9 protein-coding genes and 1 pseudogene are annotated in these 13,857 nt (G+C 67.6%); 3 read left to right on the top strand and 7 right to left on the bottom strand.

The window, feature by feature from the left end; all coding sequences use genetic code 11:
- Positions 1–457: 457 nt before the first annotated feature.
- Positions 458–2,503 (bottom strand): ATP-dependent helicase, encoded by a 2,046-nt coding sequence (locus Tchar_RS09065; RefSeq protein ID WP_144328738.1) that lies wholly within the window; start codon positions 2,501–2,503, stop codon positions 458–460.
- Between the two features lie 164 nt (positions 2,504–2,667).
- On the opposite strand from Tchar_RS09065, the gene Tchar_RS09060 reads away from it, so the two are divergent.
- Complete coding sequence (locus tag Tchar_RS09060) at positions 2,668–3,618, top strand: AEC family transporter (protein ID WP_144328734.1); 951 nt, start codon at positions 2,668–2,670, stop codon at positions 3,616–3,618.
- A 16-nt stretch (positions 3,619–3,634) separates the two neighbouring features.
- Here Tchar_RS09060 and priA read toward each other — a convergent pair whose 3' ends face one another.
- The 3 genes from priA to Tchar_RS09045 all read right to left on the bottom strand — a co-directional run bounded on the left by priA (position 3,635) and on the right by Tchar_RS09045 (position 9,503).
- The gene (priA, locus tag Tchar_RS09055) at positions 3,635–5,770 is read right to left on the bottom strand and encodes a replication restart helicase PriA (RefSeq protein ID WP_236640408.1); all 2,136 of its coding nucleotides are present in this window, start codon (positions 5,768–5,770) and stop codon (positions 3,635–3,637) included.
- A 393-nt stretch (positions 5,771–6,163) separates the two neighbouring features.
- Positions 6,164–7,288 carry a uroporphyrinogen decarboxylase gene (hemE, locus tag Tchar_RS09050; protein WP_144328733.1) on the bottom strand — a complete coding sequence of 375 codons (1,125 nt, stop codon included), beginning with the start codon at positions 7,286–7,288 and terminating at the stop codon, positions 6,164–6,166.
- A 7-nt stretch (positions 7,289–7,295) separates the two neighbouring features.
- A complete protein-coding gene (locus Tchar_RS09045; RefSeq protein WP_328592043.1) occupies positions 7,296–9,503 on the bottom strand; it encodes a protein-disulfide reductase DsbD family protein in 2,208 nt (735 codons plus the stop codon).
- Between the two features lie 249 nt (positions 9,504–9,752).
- Between Tchar_RS09045 and Tchar_RS09040 the strand changes: the two genes are divergently transcribed.
- Together Tchar_RS09040 and Tchar_RS09035 are read left to right on the top strand one after the other, a co-directional pair.
- Positions 9,753–11,003, top strand: a complete 1,251-nt coding sequence (locus tag Tchar_RS09040; protein ID WP_144328732.1) for an SAM-dependent methyltransferase — start codon at positions 9,753–9,755, stop codon at positions 11,001–11,003.
- Between the two features lie 111 nt (positions 11,004–11,114).
- Positions 11,115–11,978, top strand: a complete 864-nt coding sequence (locus Tchar_RS09035; protein WP_236640407.1) for a creatininase family protein — start codon at positions 11,115–11,117, stop codon at positions 11,976–11,978.
- 126 nt (positions 11,979–12,104) lie between these two features.
- Here the strand turns inward: Tchar_RS09035 and Tchar_RS09030 are convergent, their stop codons facing one another.
- The 3 genes and pseudogenes from Tchar_RS09030 to Tchar_RS09020 all read right to left on the bottom strand — a co-directional run bounded on the left by Tchar_RS09030 (position 12,105) and on the right by Tchar_RS09020 (position 13,683).
- Complete coding sequence (locus tag Tchar_RS09030; protein ID WP_144328731.1) at positions 12,105–12,773, bottom strand: histidine phosphatase family protein; 669 nt, start codon at positions 12,771–12,773, stop codon at positions 12,105–12,107.
- A 316-nt stretch (positions 12,774–13,089) separates the two neighbouring features.
- Positions 13,090–13,215, bottom strand: a pseudogene (locus tag Tchar_RS14030) (ATP-binding cassette domain-containing protein); the annotation flags it as partial.
- 78 nt (positions 13,216–13,293) lie between these two features.
- Complete coding sequence (locus tag Tchar_RS09020; RefSeq protein WP_144328730.1) at positions 13,294–13,683, bottom strand: hypothetical protein; 390 nt, start codon at positions 13,681–13,683, stop codon at positions 13,294–13,296.
- Positions 13,684–13,857 lie beyond the last annotated feature (174 nt).

Raw genomic sequence — 13,857 nt, 5'->3', positions numbered from 1 at the left:
TGTGCGTCGAGACGCACGAGACCTGGCTGGAGGACAGCCGTTACCTGAACATGACGCTCCTTTCGGAGCAGAAAAAGGAGGCGTTGAGACTGGCCGCCTGAAGCGGCCGCGCGCTGTCGTCATCGCTCCGGGCTACGCCCTCCGCGACAACGACAGCGCAAACAGGATCAACCAATTACCTGATCACCAATTTGCACAACTTGACGCACACAACTCGCCATTGCGGCTACTAAAAATCTGCGCGAAATGTTTTTATTCATGCGATTTTGGGGCAAAAGTAGCAGATTTGGCGCGATGTTACGCGATGGCCTTCGGGTTTGTCCCCAGCGGCCGCAGACGTGCTCCGGCAGCGGGGCATGTGCCGGCTAGCGCACCGAGGCGCACGCCGCGAATGCCTCGCGCAGTGCGCGCAGCTTCGCACGCGGATCTTCTTGCGGGGTGGCGTCGGTCTTCGGGATCAGCGTGCGGCGTGCGCCGCCGCCCGCGCAGCGAATTCCTCGCGCAATGCGCGCAGCTTCGCGCGTGGGTCTTCTTGTGTGGTGGTGGGGTCGAGCTGCATTTCGGCAATGAAGCGGCTGGGTTGCGCCGCCACGCGCTCGCGTCCCTGCTTGCGCTGCTTGAGCCAGCTCACCACCAAGGTGCGCTGCGCGCGCGTGATGCCGACATACATTAGGCGGCGCTCTTCCTCGATGCGAGCGCTCAGCGCCTGCGCATCGCCGTCGGCCTCGGGTTTGAAGGGCAGCAGGCCCTCGTTGATGCCCGCCAGGATCACGTGCGGCCACTCCAGCCCTTTGGCTGCGTGCAGGGTCGATAGGGTCACGACATCTTGGTCCTGTTCGCGCTCCGACAGCGTGCTGATCAGCGCCACCGTCTGCGCCACTTCCAGCAGCGGGCGTGGTTCGCGGGCGGTGGTGCCGCCGCTGTCGTCGATTTGGCCGCCGCAGCGCTGCACCATCCAATCGACGAAATCGAGTACATGAGCCCAGCGCGCGCTGGCCTGCTGCTCGCTGTCGGATTGCTCGTACAGATGCGCCTCGTATCCGATGTCGCGCAGCCAGTCGTGCAACACGGCGCGCGCGGCTTCATGGCCCACCGCGTGGCGCGCGCGGTACTGCAGCTCGGCGACGGTGCGGCCGAACTCGTGCAGCGCGGCCAGTGAACGTGCCGGCAGGGTGGCCGCCAGCGTATGTGAAAACAGCGTCTCGAACAGGCTCAGCCGGGCGCTGGCCGCCAGCTGGCCCAGCTGCGCCAGCGTCTGGTGGCCGACGCCGCGCTTCGGCGTGGTGATGGCGCGCAAAAAGGCCGGGTCGTCGTCTTCGTTGACCAGCAAGCGCAACCAGGCGCACAAGTCCTTGATCTCGGCGCGGTCGAAGAAGCTCGTGCCGCCCGAGACCCTATATGGGATGTTGGCGCGGCGCAGCGCCACTTCGAAGGCGCGCGACTGGTGGTTGGCGCGGTACAGAATCGCAAAGTCGCGCCAGGCCGCCCCTCGCGCGCGCAGGCTTTGGATGCGCGCCACTGCGCGCTCGGCTTCGTGCTCCTCGTGATCGCAGGCCAGCACGCGCACCGGCTCGCCTTCGCCCAGGGCGCTCCACAGCGTTTTTGGAAAGAGCTTCGGGTTGGGGCCGATGACGGCGTTGGCGGCGCGCAAAATGGCGTTGGTGGAGCGGTAATTTTGCTCGAGCTTGATGACTTTGAGCGTGGGGAAGTCCTGCGGGAGGCGGCGCAAATTGTCCAGCGTCGCACCGCGCCAGCCGTAAATCGACTGGTCGTCGTCGCCGACACAGGTCAGGCGCGGATCGTCGCGCTCGCCATGGCCCACCAGGTGTTTGAGTAGTTCGTATTGGGTGGCGCTGGTGTCTTGATATTCATCGACCAGCACGTGGCCCAGGCGTTGCTGCCAGCGCGCACGCACCTCGGCGTGCTCGCGCAGCAGCCGCAGCGGCAGTGTGATGAGGTCGTCGAAATCCACCGCCTGATAGGCCTGCAGGCGCTCCTGATACCGTGCCATGACTCGCGCGATCTGGCGCTCGGCCTCGTCGCGTGCTCGCGCCAGTGCGGTGGCGGCGTCCAAGCCAGCCCCCTTCCATTGGCTGATCACCCACTGCCAGTGACGTGCGGTAGTGCGGTCGGTGGTGCCACCGCAGTCCTTGATCACGTTGACGACGTCGTCGGTGTCCAGGATCGAAAACTGAGCCTTCAGTCCGATGGCAGCGCCGTCCTCACGCAGGATGCGCACCCCCAGTGCATGAAAGGTGCACAGTAGCACGCCTTGGGCGGCTTTGCCCACCAGGGCGCGGGCGCGCTCGCGCATCTCGGCGGCAGCCTTGTTGGTGAAGGTGATGGCGGCGATGCGCTCCGGCGCCAGTCCGGCCTGTATCAAGCGCGCGATTTTGTGTGTGATGACACGCGTTTTGCCCGAACCGGCACCGGCGAGCACGAGCGAGGGCCCGTGCAGGTAACAAACGGCTTCGAGCTGAGCGGGGTTGAGGGTGTCGTGCATGGGGGGCGAGGAGCGGCGCCGCAGCGCGGCGCGCAGCAGACGGCGCCGGTGACACCACCACTGCATCATGGCGCGCCGCCAGCGGGGCCGAATGATAGCGGGGCCAAAGCCCGTCGCGCGGGCGCGACTGCACGGTGCCGGCCGGGCGGCTACCATCGCGCCCCATGGGCGCCATCTTGCTGGTCACGTTTCCTTTTTTTGCGCTGGTGGCAGCGGGCTACCTGGCGGCGCGTCGGCAGTGGCTGCCGCTGCAGGCCATTCCCGGACTCAACGGCTTCGTGCTGTTTTTTGCGCTGCCGGCCATGCTGTATCGCTTTGGCGCCTCGACGCCGATTGCGCAGCTGCTCGACGCGGCGGTCGCCGGCGTGTGGCTGCTGTGCGCGCTGCTGGTGGTCGGTTTTGCCATCGCGGTCAGCCTGGGCGGGCGCATTCGCTGGAACGATGCCGCGTTTGGCGCGTTGGTGGCGGCGTTTCCCAACTCGGGCTTCATGGGCGTGCCGCTGATTGCCGCGCTGCTCGGACCGCAGGCCGTGGGCACGGTGATCGTGGCGATCGTGGTGGACATGGTCGTCACCACGTCATTGTGCTTGGCGCTGTCGCGCCTGGATGCGGGCGAGGGCGGCGCGCGCGCCGCACTGCGGCAGGCGTTGCTGGGCGTGCTGCGCAACCCCATGCCCTGGGCCATTGGGGCCGGTGCGGTCGCGTCGGCCTGGCGCGTGACGCTTCCCGGACCATTGGACAAAACGGTGGCCCTGCTGGCCGATGCCGCCAGCCCCGTGGCCTTGTTTACCATCGGCGCGGTGCTGGCGCGCTCGCAGCTGCAGGCCGACCACCCGATGCCGCTGCGCGACTACGTGCCGCTGGCGCTGATGAAGTTATTCCTGCACCCGGTGCTGGTGATGCTGGTGGGAGCGGCAGCCATTCAGTTGGGGGTGGCGCTGCAGCCGGCGGCGCTGGTGACACTGGTGCTGACCGCCGCCTTGCCCAGTGCCAGCAACGTATCGCTGTTGGCCGAGCGCATGGGTGCCGACAACGGGCGCGTGGCGCGCATCATTTTGGTGTCCACCGCGCTGGCGTTCCTGACCTTTTCGGCGCTCGTGGCGTGGTTGCGTTGAGGCGGGGCGCCCGCGCTCAAAACTGCAGCGGATCGACGTCGATGGCCCAGCGCAGCAACCCGCGTCCAGCGGGGCTGGCGCGCAGCGCGTGCAGCCGCGGCATCCAGGCGGCCAGCAGAGCTTGCAGGGCCGGGCGGTGGGGTGACTCCAGCAGCAGTTGCGCGCGCTCCACGCCCGCTACCCGCGTCAAGGCCATCGGCACCGGCGCGTACAGGGTGACGTGGGGACGGCCTGGCAGGTCAGCGGTGGCCTCGCTGGCCTGTTGCAACCACTGCAGTGCCACCGGCAGTTGGCGCGCTTCGGCGCGCAGCAGCGCCTGGTGGCTAAAGGGTGGCATGCCGGCGCGGCGTCGCTGCTGCAGTTCCTCGGCCGCGAAGGCGGGATAGTCGTGACGCGCCAGCGCCGCAAACAGCGGGTGGTTGGGGTGCGCAGTCTGCACCCACAACTCCACCGTGCTGCCACGCTCGCTCACGAAGGCGGCGTCGCGTCCGGCGCGCCCGCTGGCCTGCATCAGCAAGGTAAATAAGCGCTCGGGGGCACGCCAGTCGCTGGCGAACAAGGCGCCGTCGGTGTTGACACTGGCCACCAGTGTGATGCGGCGAAAGTCGTGGCCTTTGGCGATCATCTGTGTCCCGACGAGCACATCGATTTCGCCGTGGTGCACGGCTTGGAGCGTGCGCTCCAGCGCGCCGCTGGCGCGCACGGCGTCGGCATCCAGGCGCCCGATGCGCACGGGGGTGCCATCGGGGCGGCGCAATGTGACCAACTCCGCTTCCAAGCGCTCTTGCAATTGCTGCGTTCCTTGACCAAGAGGCTGCAAGTCGGGGTCGCCGCAGTCCGGGCAGGCTGCCGGCACAGGGGTGCGATGGCCGCAATGGTGGCACCGCAGCAGCCGCTCGCTCTTGTGAAAGACCAGATAGGCGCTGCAGTGCGGGCATCCGCTTTTCCAGCCACAGTGGCCGCAGCCGATCACAGGCGCGTAACCGCGCCGGTTCAGCAACACCAGTGCCTGCTCGCCGCGCGCCACCCTTGCAGCGATGGCGTGCAGCAACGCTGGCGCCAAGGCAGTTCCCCGCGGCTGTAGCCGCATGTCGATGAGGCGCAGGCGCGGCCAGGGCGCAGCTCCCATGCGCTCGGTCATGTCCACCCGCTGGTAGCGCCCCAGCGCCGCCGCCTGCCAGCTCTCCAGCGATGGCGTGGCCGATCCCAGCACCACCCGGCAGCCGTCGGCCTGCCCCAGATGGGCACGGTAGATGGCCAGGTCGCGCGCCGAGTAGCGCGCGCCTTCTTGACTTTTGTAGCTCGGGTCGTGCTCCTCATCGACGACGATCAGACGCAGCCGCGGCAGACTGGCGAAGATCGCCATCCGGGTGCCCAACACCACACGGGCCCGCCCCATATGAGCGGCCAGCCAATGCTGCAGCCGCTGCACCGGCGTCAGGCCGGAGTGCAGGGTGACCACCGCCTCGCCAAAGCGCTGCCGAAAGCGCTCCTGCAGCTGGGGTGTGAGATTGATCTCAGGCACCAAGATCAAGGCTTGTGCCAGCGGGTCGCGCGCCAGCAGGCGTGCCGTGGCCTGCAAATAGACTTCGGTTTTGCCGCTGCCGGTGGCGCCGAACAGCAGCAGCGGGCGGTCACTGGCCTCGATGGCCGCCAGCGCTGCGCGCTGCGCGTCGGTCAAGGAGGGCGCCACCGTGGCGGGTGGATCGGGGGTCACTGGGCGGCTCATCAGTCGCTGCAGTTGGCGTCGCCAGCGCGCGGCCGGGCCCGTGCGCAGCGCAGGGGGTAACGCCGCCAGCGCGATCTCCCCAGGGGCGCGTTGGTAGTAGCGCGCCGCAAAGCCCACCAAGGCCCGCCAACGCTCGTCCAGCGGTGGCAGATCGGTCCAGGCGTCCTCCACGGTACGCAGTGTCGTCATCGGGGTGGACCGCGCCTGCCCGTTGGCTGCGTCACTCTCGTTTCCTGCGGGGTCGGGTGCGCCTGGGTCGGTGTCCCCCGGCGTGCAGGCGCCCCAGACGATGCCCAGCACCTGCCGCCGCCCCAACGGGACCTGCACCAGTGTTCCGGGTGCCAGTGGCTGCACGCTGTCGTAGGTCAGGCTGCGATCCAGACCGCTGTACGCAGGCGTGGCCACCACCACCTGAACCCGCACGCGCTCCACGGGCGGTTCGCAGACGCCTGGCGCCGACGATGGCACGGGTTTTATACGCTGTCCCACGGTTCTGTGGATAACTTTGTTGGCAACCTGCGGATGTCCGTCGGAAAGCCTTGCGTAGCAAGTGCTCGAACACATTGCCCAAATAATGGGCATGAAGGCATTAGGTTATAAAAATCAATGGCTTATAGTGCCTTCGCAAAAAGATGCTGGAACGTCGGCGGCCAATATCGGATGCCGGCATACTGCGGGCACGATGTGCATAAACCAGGGCTGGGCAGATGCGTGCACGGCATGATATCGGGGTTGGGCGGTCGTGCGGCGCGCGGCACCGCCTCGATTCACATCGCGGAGGGCATGCTGCTGCCGGTGCCCGCCACCGATGCAAGGTTACGGCTGTGCGCCCTGGGGGGAGCGCATGCGGCGCGAGTGCGCGTGTACGGTCTCCACCAGCGCCTGCACGTGTTCGGGTGGGGTGTGTAAACCGATGCCGTGTCCCAGGTTGAAGATGTGGGTGGGACCACGGCGGGTCGCATCGGTGTGCGGGGCGCCAAAGGCCTCCAGCACCGCCACTGCTTCGCGCGCCACCACCTCGGGCGGGGCCAGCAGCACGGCGGGGTCCAGGTTGCCCTGCAGCGCCTTGCCAGGCGTGCCCACTTGGCCACCCACGCGCGCACGGGCGCGCCCCAAGTGCACCGTCCAATCCACCCCCAGCACATCGCAGTCCAGCTGCGCCATGTCTTCCAACCACAGGCCGCCGCCCTTGGTGAAGACGATGCGCGGAATCACTTGGCCGTCGTGCTGGCGCGGCAGTTGTTGCAGCACCCGGCGCGTGTAGGCCAGGCTGAAGGTCTGAAAGGCACCGTCGGCCAGTACCCCGCCCCAGCTGTCAAAAATCATCACCGCCTGGGCGCCGGCTTCGATCTGTGCCGTCAGATAGGCCGCCACCGCATCGGCATTGACAGCCAAGATGCGGTGCATCAGATCGGGGCGGCTGTACAGCAGGGTCTTGACCAGCCGGTAGTCGTCCGAGCCCCCGCCCTCGACCATGTAGCACGCCAGCGTCCACGGGCTGCCGGCGAAGCCGATCAGCGGCACCCGTCCGGCGAGCGCGCGCCGAATCGCCGTCACCGCATCGAATACATAGCGCAGCCGCTCCAAGTCGGGTACCGCCAGCGCGGCCACATCGGCTTCGGTGCGCACGGGGCGCTCGAAGGTCGGCCCCTCGCCGCTGGCAAAGCGCAGGCCCAGCCCCATGGCGTCGGGTACGGTCAGAATGTCGGAGAACAAAATCGCTGCATCCAGCGCATAGCGCTGCAGCGGCTGCAGCGTCACCTCGGTGGCGTAGTCCACATGCGTGGCCAGCCCCATGAAGCTGCCCGCGCGCTCGCGTGTGGCCCGATATTCGGGCAAATAGCGGCCCGCTTGGCGCATCAGCCAAATCGGCGTGTAAGGGGTGGCCTGCCCCAGGCAGGCGCGCAAAAAGACGTCGTTGTGCAGGGGGGCGAAGCTCATGCCGGGATTATCGTCGCCCGACGGCCGCAAAAGCAGCGCGTACCTCCGCCGTGCGCAAAATCTCGCTGAAGATCTGCGGCGCCTGGCCCGGCACATGCAACACGTACACCGGCACTCCATTGCGGCCCAGCGCCGCCAGCGCCTCGGCAATCACTGGGTCGCGCCGCGTCCAGTCGGCGCGCAGCAGCGCGATGCCAGACTGCGCTGCCTCCTGCAGCACCGCCGCATCGTTGAGCACGGCGGCCTTGTTGACCTGGCAGGTCACGCACCAAGCGGCAGTGAAATCGACGAACACGGGCCGCCCCTGTGCCAGCAATTCGGCCTGGCGTTCGGGGCTCCAGGGCTGCCAAAGGGCGTCGGTGGTGGGCACCGCGGGTCCCGCATCCGAGGCCGCACGCGTCACGTGCGGACCCAGTCCGACCACCGCGGCGATCAGTGCCAGCGCCCCTGTGGCCAGCAAGTGTCGGCGCGCGCCTCCGCGCTGCCCCGCTGCCCACAGTACCCACGTCAGGGCCAGCAGTATCAGCAACAACGCGGCAACCGCCGATACCCCGTTTTGCAGTCCCAGCACCCACAGCAACCAGACGGCAGCGGCAAACATCGGGAAAGCCATCGCCTGCCGGAAGGTCTCCATCCAGGGTCCAGGACGCGGCAAGCGCTGCGCCAACCCGGGCCACCAGCTCGCTGCCAGATAGGGCAGCGCCATGCCCAGACCCAGCGCGGCAAAGACCCCTAGCGCTTGTGTTGCCGGCAGCGTGACCGCCAGTCCGAGCGACGCGCCCATGAATGGGGCCGTGCAAGGGGATGCCACGGCGGTGGCCAGCACACCGGTCAAAAAAGCGTCGGCCAAGGGGTGGCGCAACTGCAGCCCGGCCAAGCCCGCAGGCGCCAACTGACCGAAGGTGAAGACGCCGGCCAGGTTCAGTCCGATGATCACGAACAGACTGGCCAGCGCGGCCACCACGATGGGATTTTGTAACTGAAATCCCCAGCCAACCGCCTCGCCGGCGGTGCGCAACCCCAGCAGCAAGCCGCCCAAGGCCAGAAACGACGCCACCACGCCCGCCGTGTACGCCAGCCCGCCCAAACGGTGGGCCCGGGCGTTTGCGCCGTGGGACTGAAACGCCATGATCTTGATGGCCAGGACCGGAAAGACGCAGGGCATCAAATTCAAAATCAAGCCACCCAGCAGGGCGCCGACCAAAGCCAACCCAAGCCCCACGGACGGCGTCGCAGCGGGCGCGGCCGGCGTGTCTGGCGCGGCGACGGTGGGTAGCGCTGGGGCGGGCGTCAACGGTGGCCACGTGCCTTGCACCGGCCAGTCCAGGCGCACGCCGGGCGTACCCGCCCCGTGTCCAGCGGGGTTCGCTGGTGCCAAGACGAAAGCCAGCTGCGTCGGCGCTTCGGTGCGGTAAGGGTTGAGGGGGACGCTCGCTTCCCAGCGGTCATCCGTCCACCGCTGCTGCCATGGCGCACCGGGCGCAATCAGGTTGCCGACCTCAGGGAAAAATTCCAACGCCTGACCACGCCACGCTGGTGGCAGCCCGCGCACCTGCAAGTGCAGGCCGCGCGCGTCCACGTTCAAGGTGCCTTCGGCCGGCACCGATTGCGGCGCTGCGGCCCAGGCCGCCTCGAACGCGGCGGCTTCGCCCACCAGCGCCGCGTTGGCTGGCAAGCGCAGGCTCAACCGGGCCTCTTCGGGGACGCATTCGCGCCGGCAAATCAGCCAGGTGGCGTCGAGCTGCACATCCACCGCGCCGTCCACGGGCGCATTGACGCTGACTGGCACCGGCAGCAGCACCGTGCCATCGTAGCCGTAGTTGGCCAGCTCACCCAGTGGAAATTTGCGCGGCGTCGGCCATTGGATGTCGCCCGCCTCCCAGCCAGGGGGCAGCGTCCATTGCAGCTGCACGGGCAAGCCCGAGTCGCCCGGGTTTTTCCAGTAGGTGTGCCACTCGGGTGCGTGCTCGATGCGCAGGCCCAACCACAGTGGCTTGCCGGGCGCCACACCCTCGGGGGCATAGGCCACCAGCGCCACGCGGGAAAACTCGCTCTGCACCACCGCTGGCGCTTGCGCCGCACCAGCCAAGGGCCACATCAGCAGCCCCGCCGCCAGCGCAGCCAGTGTCGGCGTCCACCCCTCTACCCGGTGCCGATGGGTGGCGGCTGGTCCGTGGCGGGTGTCGGCGGGCCACCGCTGCCGAGAGGGCCGCACGACCGCTCCCCAGCCAGTTTTCAGGATCAGAGTCACAGCGGTCATCCACCGCATAAGGGCTACGAGAGCGATGCAGGCAGCTGGCATAGCGAATGTCAGGGACACGGCGATTTCGCCAAAGGTTCCCCATTGTCGGCCATCTCGTGCTCATAGACAAAATCTATCGATGATATCGATGTACCCATCTTGGCAGCGGCGCCGGCATTGGCCAACAATCCCTGCGTTCTCATGGGCAAGGAGGGTCACCGCATGCTGTCCATCGAAAAAACCTTGAATGCCTGGGTGCAACGCTGGCGCGAGCGTGTGGACGTGCCATTGCGCGTCTGCTGGGCGGTCGGTGAGGGCGGCGCGCGCTGCTGGGATCTGGGGCGGTTCGAGACCCCGCGGGTGACGATGACGGTGCGCGACGTAGGGGCGCTGCCTGCGCTGCTGGCGCCGTCCTTGGATACCTTGGGCGAGGCGTATGTGGAAGGCCGTATCGATGTGGACGGCGACATCACCGATGTCCTGGACGTCGCACACGCCCTCGTGGCGGCGGCACGCGAGCCGCAACGCGCACATGGCACGCTGCACCGCTTGGTCAAGGCCTTCACCCATAACCGCTCGCTCGACCGCGCCTCCATCCAATACCACTACGACGTCTCAAACGACTTCTACGCGGAATGGCTGGACCCGGCTATGGTCTACTCCTGCGCCTACTTTGAAAATGGTGACGAAGACCTGGCTGCCGCGCAGCGCAAAAAAATCGATCACATTCTGACCAAAATACGGTTGCAGCCAGGTCAGACCCTGCTCGATATCGGTTGTGGCTGGGGGGCTTTGGTCATGCGGGCGGCGCAAGCCTATGGGGCGCGCTGCGTCGGCATCACCTTGTCACAAGCGCAGTACGAGCTGGCGCGCGAGCGCGTCGCGGCCGCCGGCTTGGCCGACCGGGTCGACATCCGCTTGCAGGACTACCGGGATCTGGAGGGGACGTTCGATCGCATCACCAGCGTGGGCATGTTCGAGCACGTGGGCCTGAAGCATCTGGCTGAATATTTCGGCATCATCCGCCGCCACTTGGCCCCCGACGGCTGGGCCATGAACCACGGCATCACCACCACCGATGCGCACGACGGCGAAACCCCCGACGGGGGTGGGCGCTTCATCGACAAGTATGTGTTCCCGCACGGCGAGTTGCCCCATATTTCCACCGTGCTGCGCACCATGCAGGAGGGCGGGCTGGAACCGTTCGATGTCGAGAACCTGCGACGCCACTATGTGCTGACGCTGTCGCACTGGAGCCGTACATTCGAAGCCAAATCGGAGCGCTTGCGCCGCTTGGTGCCCGAGCGTATTTGGCGCATCTGGCGCGTCTACTTGGCCGGCTGCGCCTGGGCGTTCGAGCACGACCAGATATCGCTGTTTCAGGTCTTGTGCCGCCCGGCGGGTCGCTCGGCGCACGAGCTGCCCTGGTCGCGGCGTTGGATGTATGCAGCCGCCCCCGGTGCGGCGACATAACCGTCCGCGCTCGGCGCCCTTCGCTCGACGTTCCTGGCAGCGGCATGAGCTCGGGGGCGACCACGACCACGTGGCGTGACCGTTCTCGGGCGCGCCTGCTAAGATGCAGACATGGAGAGCTCGGTTGCCGTGGGCGGTTTGATGCGTTGGGCCGATCTGCACTGGCCCGACTGCGCGGCGCTCGATCCGGCGCGTACCGTCGCGCTATTGCCCTTGGGCGCTACCGAGCAGCACGGCCCGCATCTGCCGTTGTGCGTGGACAGCGCCATCGTCGAGGCGGTGTTGCAGGCTGCGCAGCCCCACATCGGCCCCGACCTGCCGGTATTGGCACTACCCCTGCTGCCGGTGGGGCTGAGCCCCGAGCATGCGCGGTTTCCGGGCACCCTTACCCTGGCGCCCGAGACGGCGCTGGCGCTGTGGCGTGACGTCGGCGCCTCGGTCGCCCGCACCGGCGTGCGCAAGCTGGTCTTTTTCAATGGCCACGGCGGGCATGTGGGCCTGATGGATCTGGCTGGACGCCAGCTGCGCGCGCACCACGACCTGCTGGTGTGGGGCGTGAATTGGTACGACTTGCCGTTGCATGACGCCGACGGCTCGGACCTGATGGCCGTCCTCGACCCGCACGAGCGCCGCTTTGGCGTACACGCCGGGCAAATCGAGACCGCCCTGATGTTGGCGCTGGCGCCGCAGCAGGTGCGCTCCTCGGCGCTGCAGGCGTTTCCCTCATCCTCGGCGCAGCGGGCCCAGAGGTACCCCCTGTTGGGCAATGGCCGCAGCGCCAAGTGGTACTGGCAGATGCAGGATCTCCATCCCGCTGGAGCGGCGGGCAACGCCGTCGCCGCGGACGCCGACTGGGGGCGGCGCGTCATCGCCGCCGCTGGGCGTGCACTGGCGCAGTTGTTGCACGAAATCAGCACTGTCCCGCTGCACGCGGCCGTAGCAACGCCGGTGGCGGGGTACACCTCGCGTGCGTGAGCGTGGTTGGTCAACCGCATGAGAGTTGGTCGTGGACGGAAAAACGCCCGATGCGCGTGAGCATGCCGGTGCCGACACGCGAGAAAATGCGTCCTCTACGCTAAGCCAACGGGTGCCGTCCAGGGTTCAGGCGTGGGTGATCCAATCCCGGTGTTGCGGCGCCGCCAGATGAGGTAGGGTATTGAAGCTCACCAGAGTGCAACGCTTGGGCGTGTGGGCAACCTCCGACACCGCCGTGTTGCGCAAGCGCAGGTTCAATTCGATCGACACCTCCGGGCTCGCGCCGAGCAAATGGGCCACGAGCGTGGCGATCGGCCCGCCACTGCTGATCACCAGCACGTCGCCGCGGTGCGTCTGCCGCACGTGGTCCAGCAAGGCCACGGCCGCCGTGCGAAACGCTTCGTAGCTGGGCATGCCGTGCGGCGAAATGACGCCTGCCATCCATTGGCGCAAGGCATCGCGCAACAGCCGAAAGTGGGCCCGGTAACCCTCCGGGGTGTGCGGGTCACCCGGCGCAGGAGCGTGCAGCGCCGCGATCAACGCCGCGCTGTCGTATTCGTTCAGCCCGGGCCAGACCTGAACATCCAAGGGCTCTCCCCAGCCCTCACGGATGGCCTGCCAGGTTTCGTGATGACGGCGCAGCGTGCCCGTGAACACCGCCTCGAAGCGCATGCCGTGGGCGCGGAAGTGCTCGCCCAGACGCCGTCCCTGTTGCCAACCCAGAGGGCTGAGACGGTCGTAATCGTCGCTGCCGAAGGAGGCCTGCGCATGCCGCACGAGGTGGATCGTTCCCATGCCGGCATTCTGCCGCCGGCTGTCGTCTCCGCCAGTCGCCGCGGCGACGATCATGAGCAACGGACTCTGACAACGAACGGGGCCAAGTCACCCGTGAAGGCATCGCTGCCCATCGTCGCAGCCGCAGACCAAAGCGCGCGCCTGCGGATGCCCGGGCACCCAGCCCGTGGCAATGGACGGCGCCGCCAACGACACGCAAAAGTCCATGGTTCGGACGGCTGCGTCCCCCGAAGGCGGACGTCACCCCCCCAGTTGGGGAGCAGCGGCGCTCCTGCGCCACAAACGCGACGCCCAATCCTTGTCGGCTCTGGACGTCGCCGCTGTCGACCCGCTCCAGCCCCGCGAGCACGCGCAACACGGACGACTTGCCCGTGCCATTGCGACCGATCAAGCCCACCCGTTCCCCGCCGTCCAAAGTGGACGAAGCGCTCTCCAGTTGCACCCGATCCCCATCGGCCGGCTGACCTTTTCCATCGTGATCCAGCTCATCGCCGCGCAGCGCAACACCGTCGCGGGTCGCTCACACCTTCGCTGGCCGAAGCACAGCAACGCCCGGGCGCCCGTCGTCGAGGTCATGTATGGCCCACGCCGGGTGTGCAGCCATCGATGGTGGGCGCGCCCCATAGTGACGAGGGACCGGGGGCGCCTGCCAGTGCGGCACCGGGGCGCCCTTGGTGCGCCCTTGGTGCAGATGGCGCCGCCGCCAAACGCGCCAGAACCAGCGCACATCGGCGCTGCGCGCCATGATGCCCACCTTGGTGCGGACGGGGCCGCCGTTGGTCGGCGCCAGCTCGCCGATGCGCTTGGAGCCCACTTTGGTGTGGATGGGGCCGCCACCAAACGTGCCAGAACCGCAGGCCGTGAGGCTGTAGGCCACCTCGCAGCTCTCATCGTGTCGCCCGCCAGACATCCTTGGGGTCGAGTCGCCACCAAATGGTGACACAAGCGCGTCTGGCGTTGTATACTAGCGGTCTTTCGGCGGCTGCGAGGTGTATCAATGTGAGCGTCCTTGTGGTGCGTCTGGGGTCTTGCGTGGTGTGCAAAACAGACGGTGCGCCCCGCAAGTCAAGCAAAAACGGCACAG

The organism is Tepidimonas charontis (assembly GCF_007556685.1).
GTDB classification, from domain to species: Bacteria; Pseudomonadota; Gammaproteobacteria; order Burkholderiales; family Burkholderiaceae_C; genus Tepidimonas; species Tepidimonas charontis.
The sequence above is the reverse complement of the archived record's forward strand: the minus strand, read 5'-3'. Positions and strand labels throughout refer to the sequence as shown.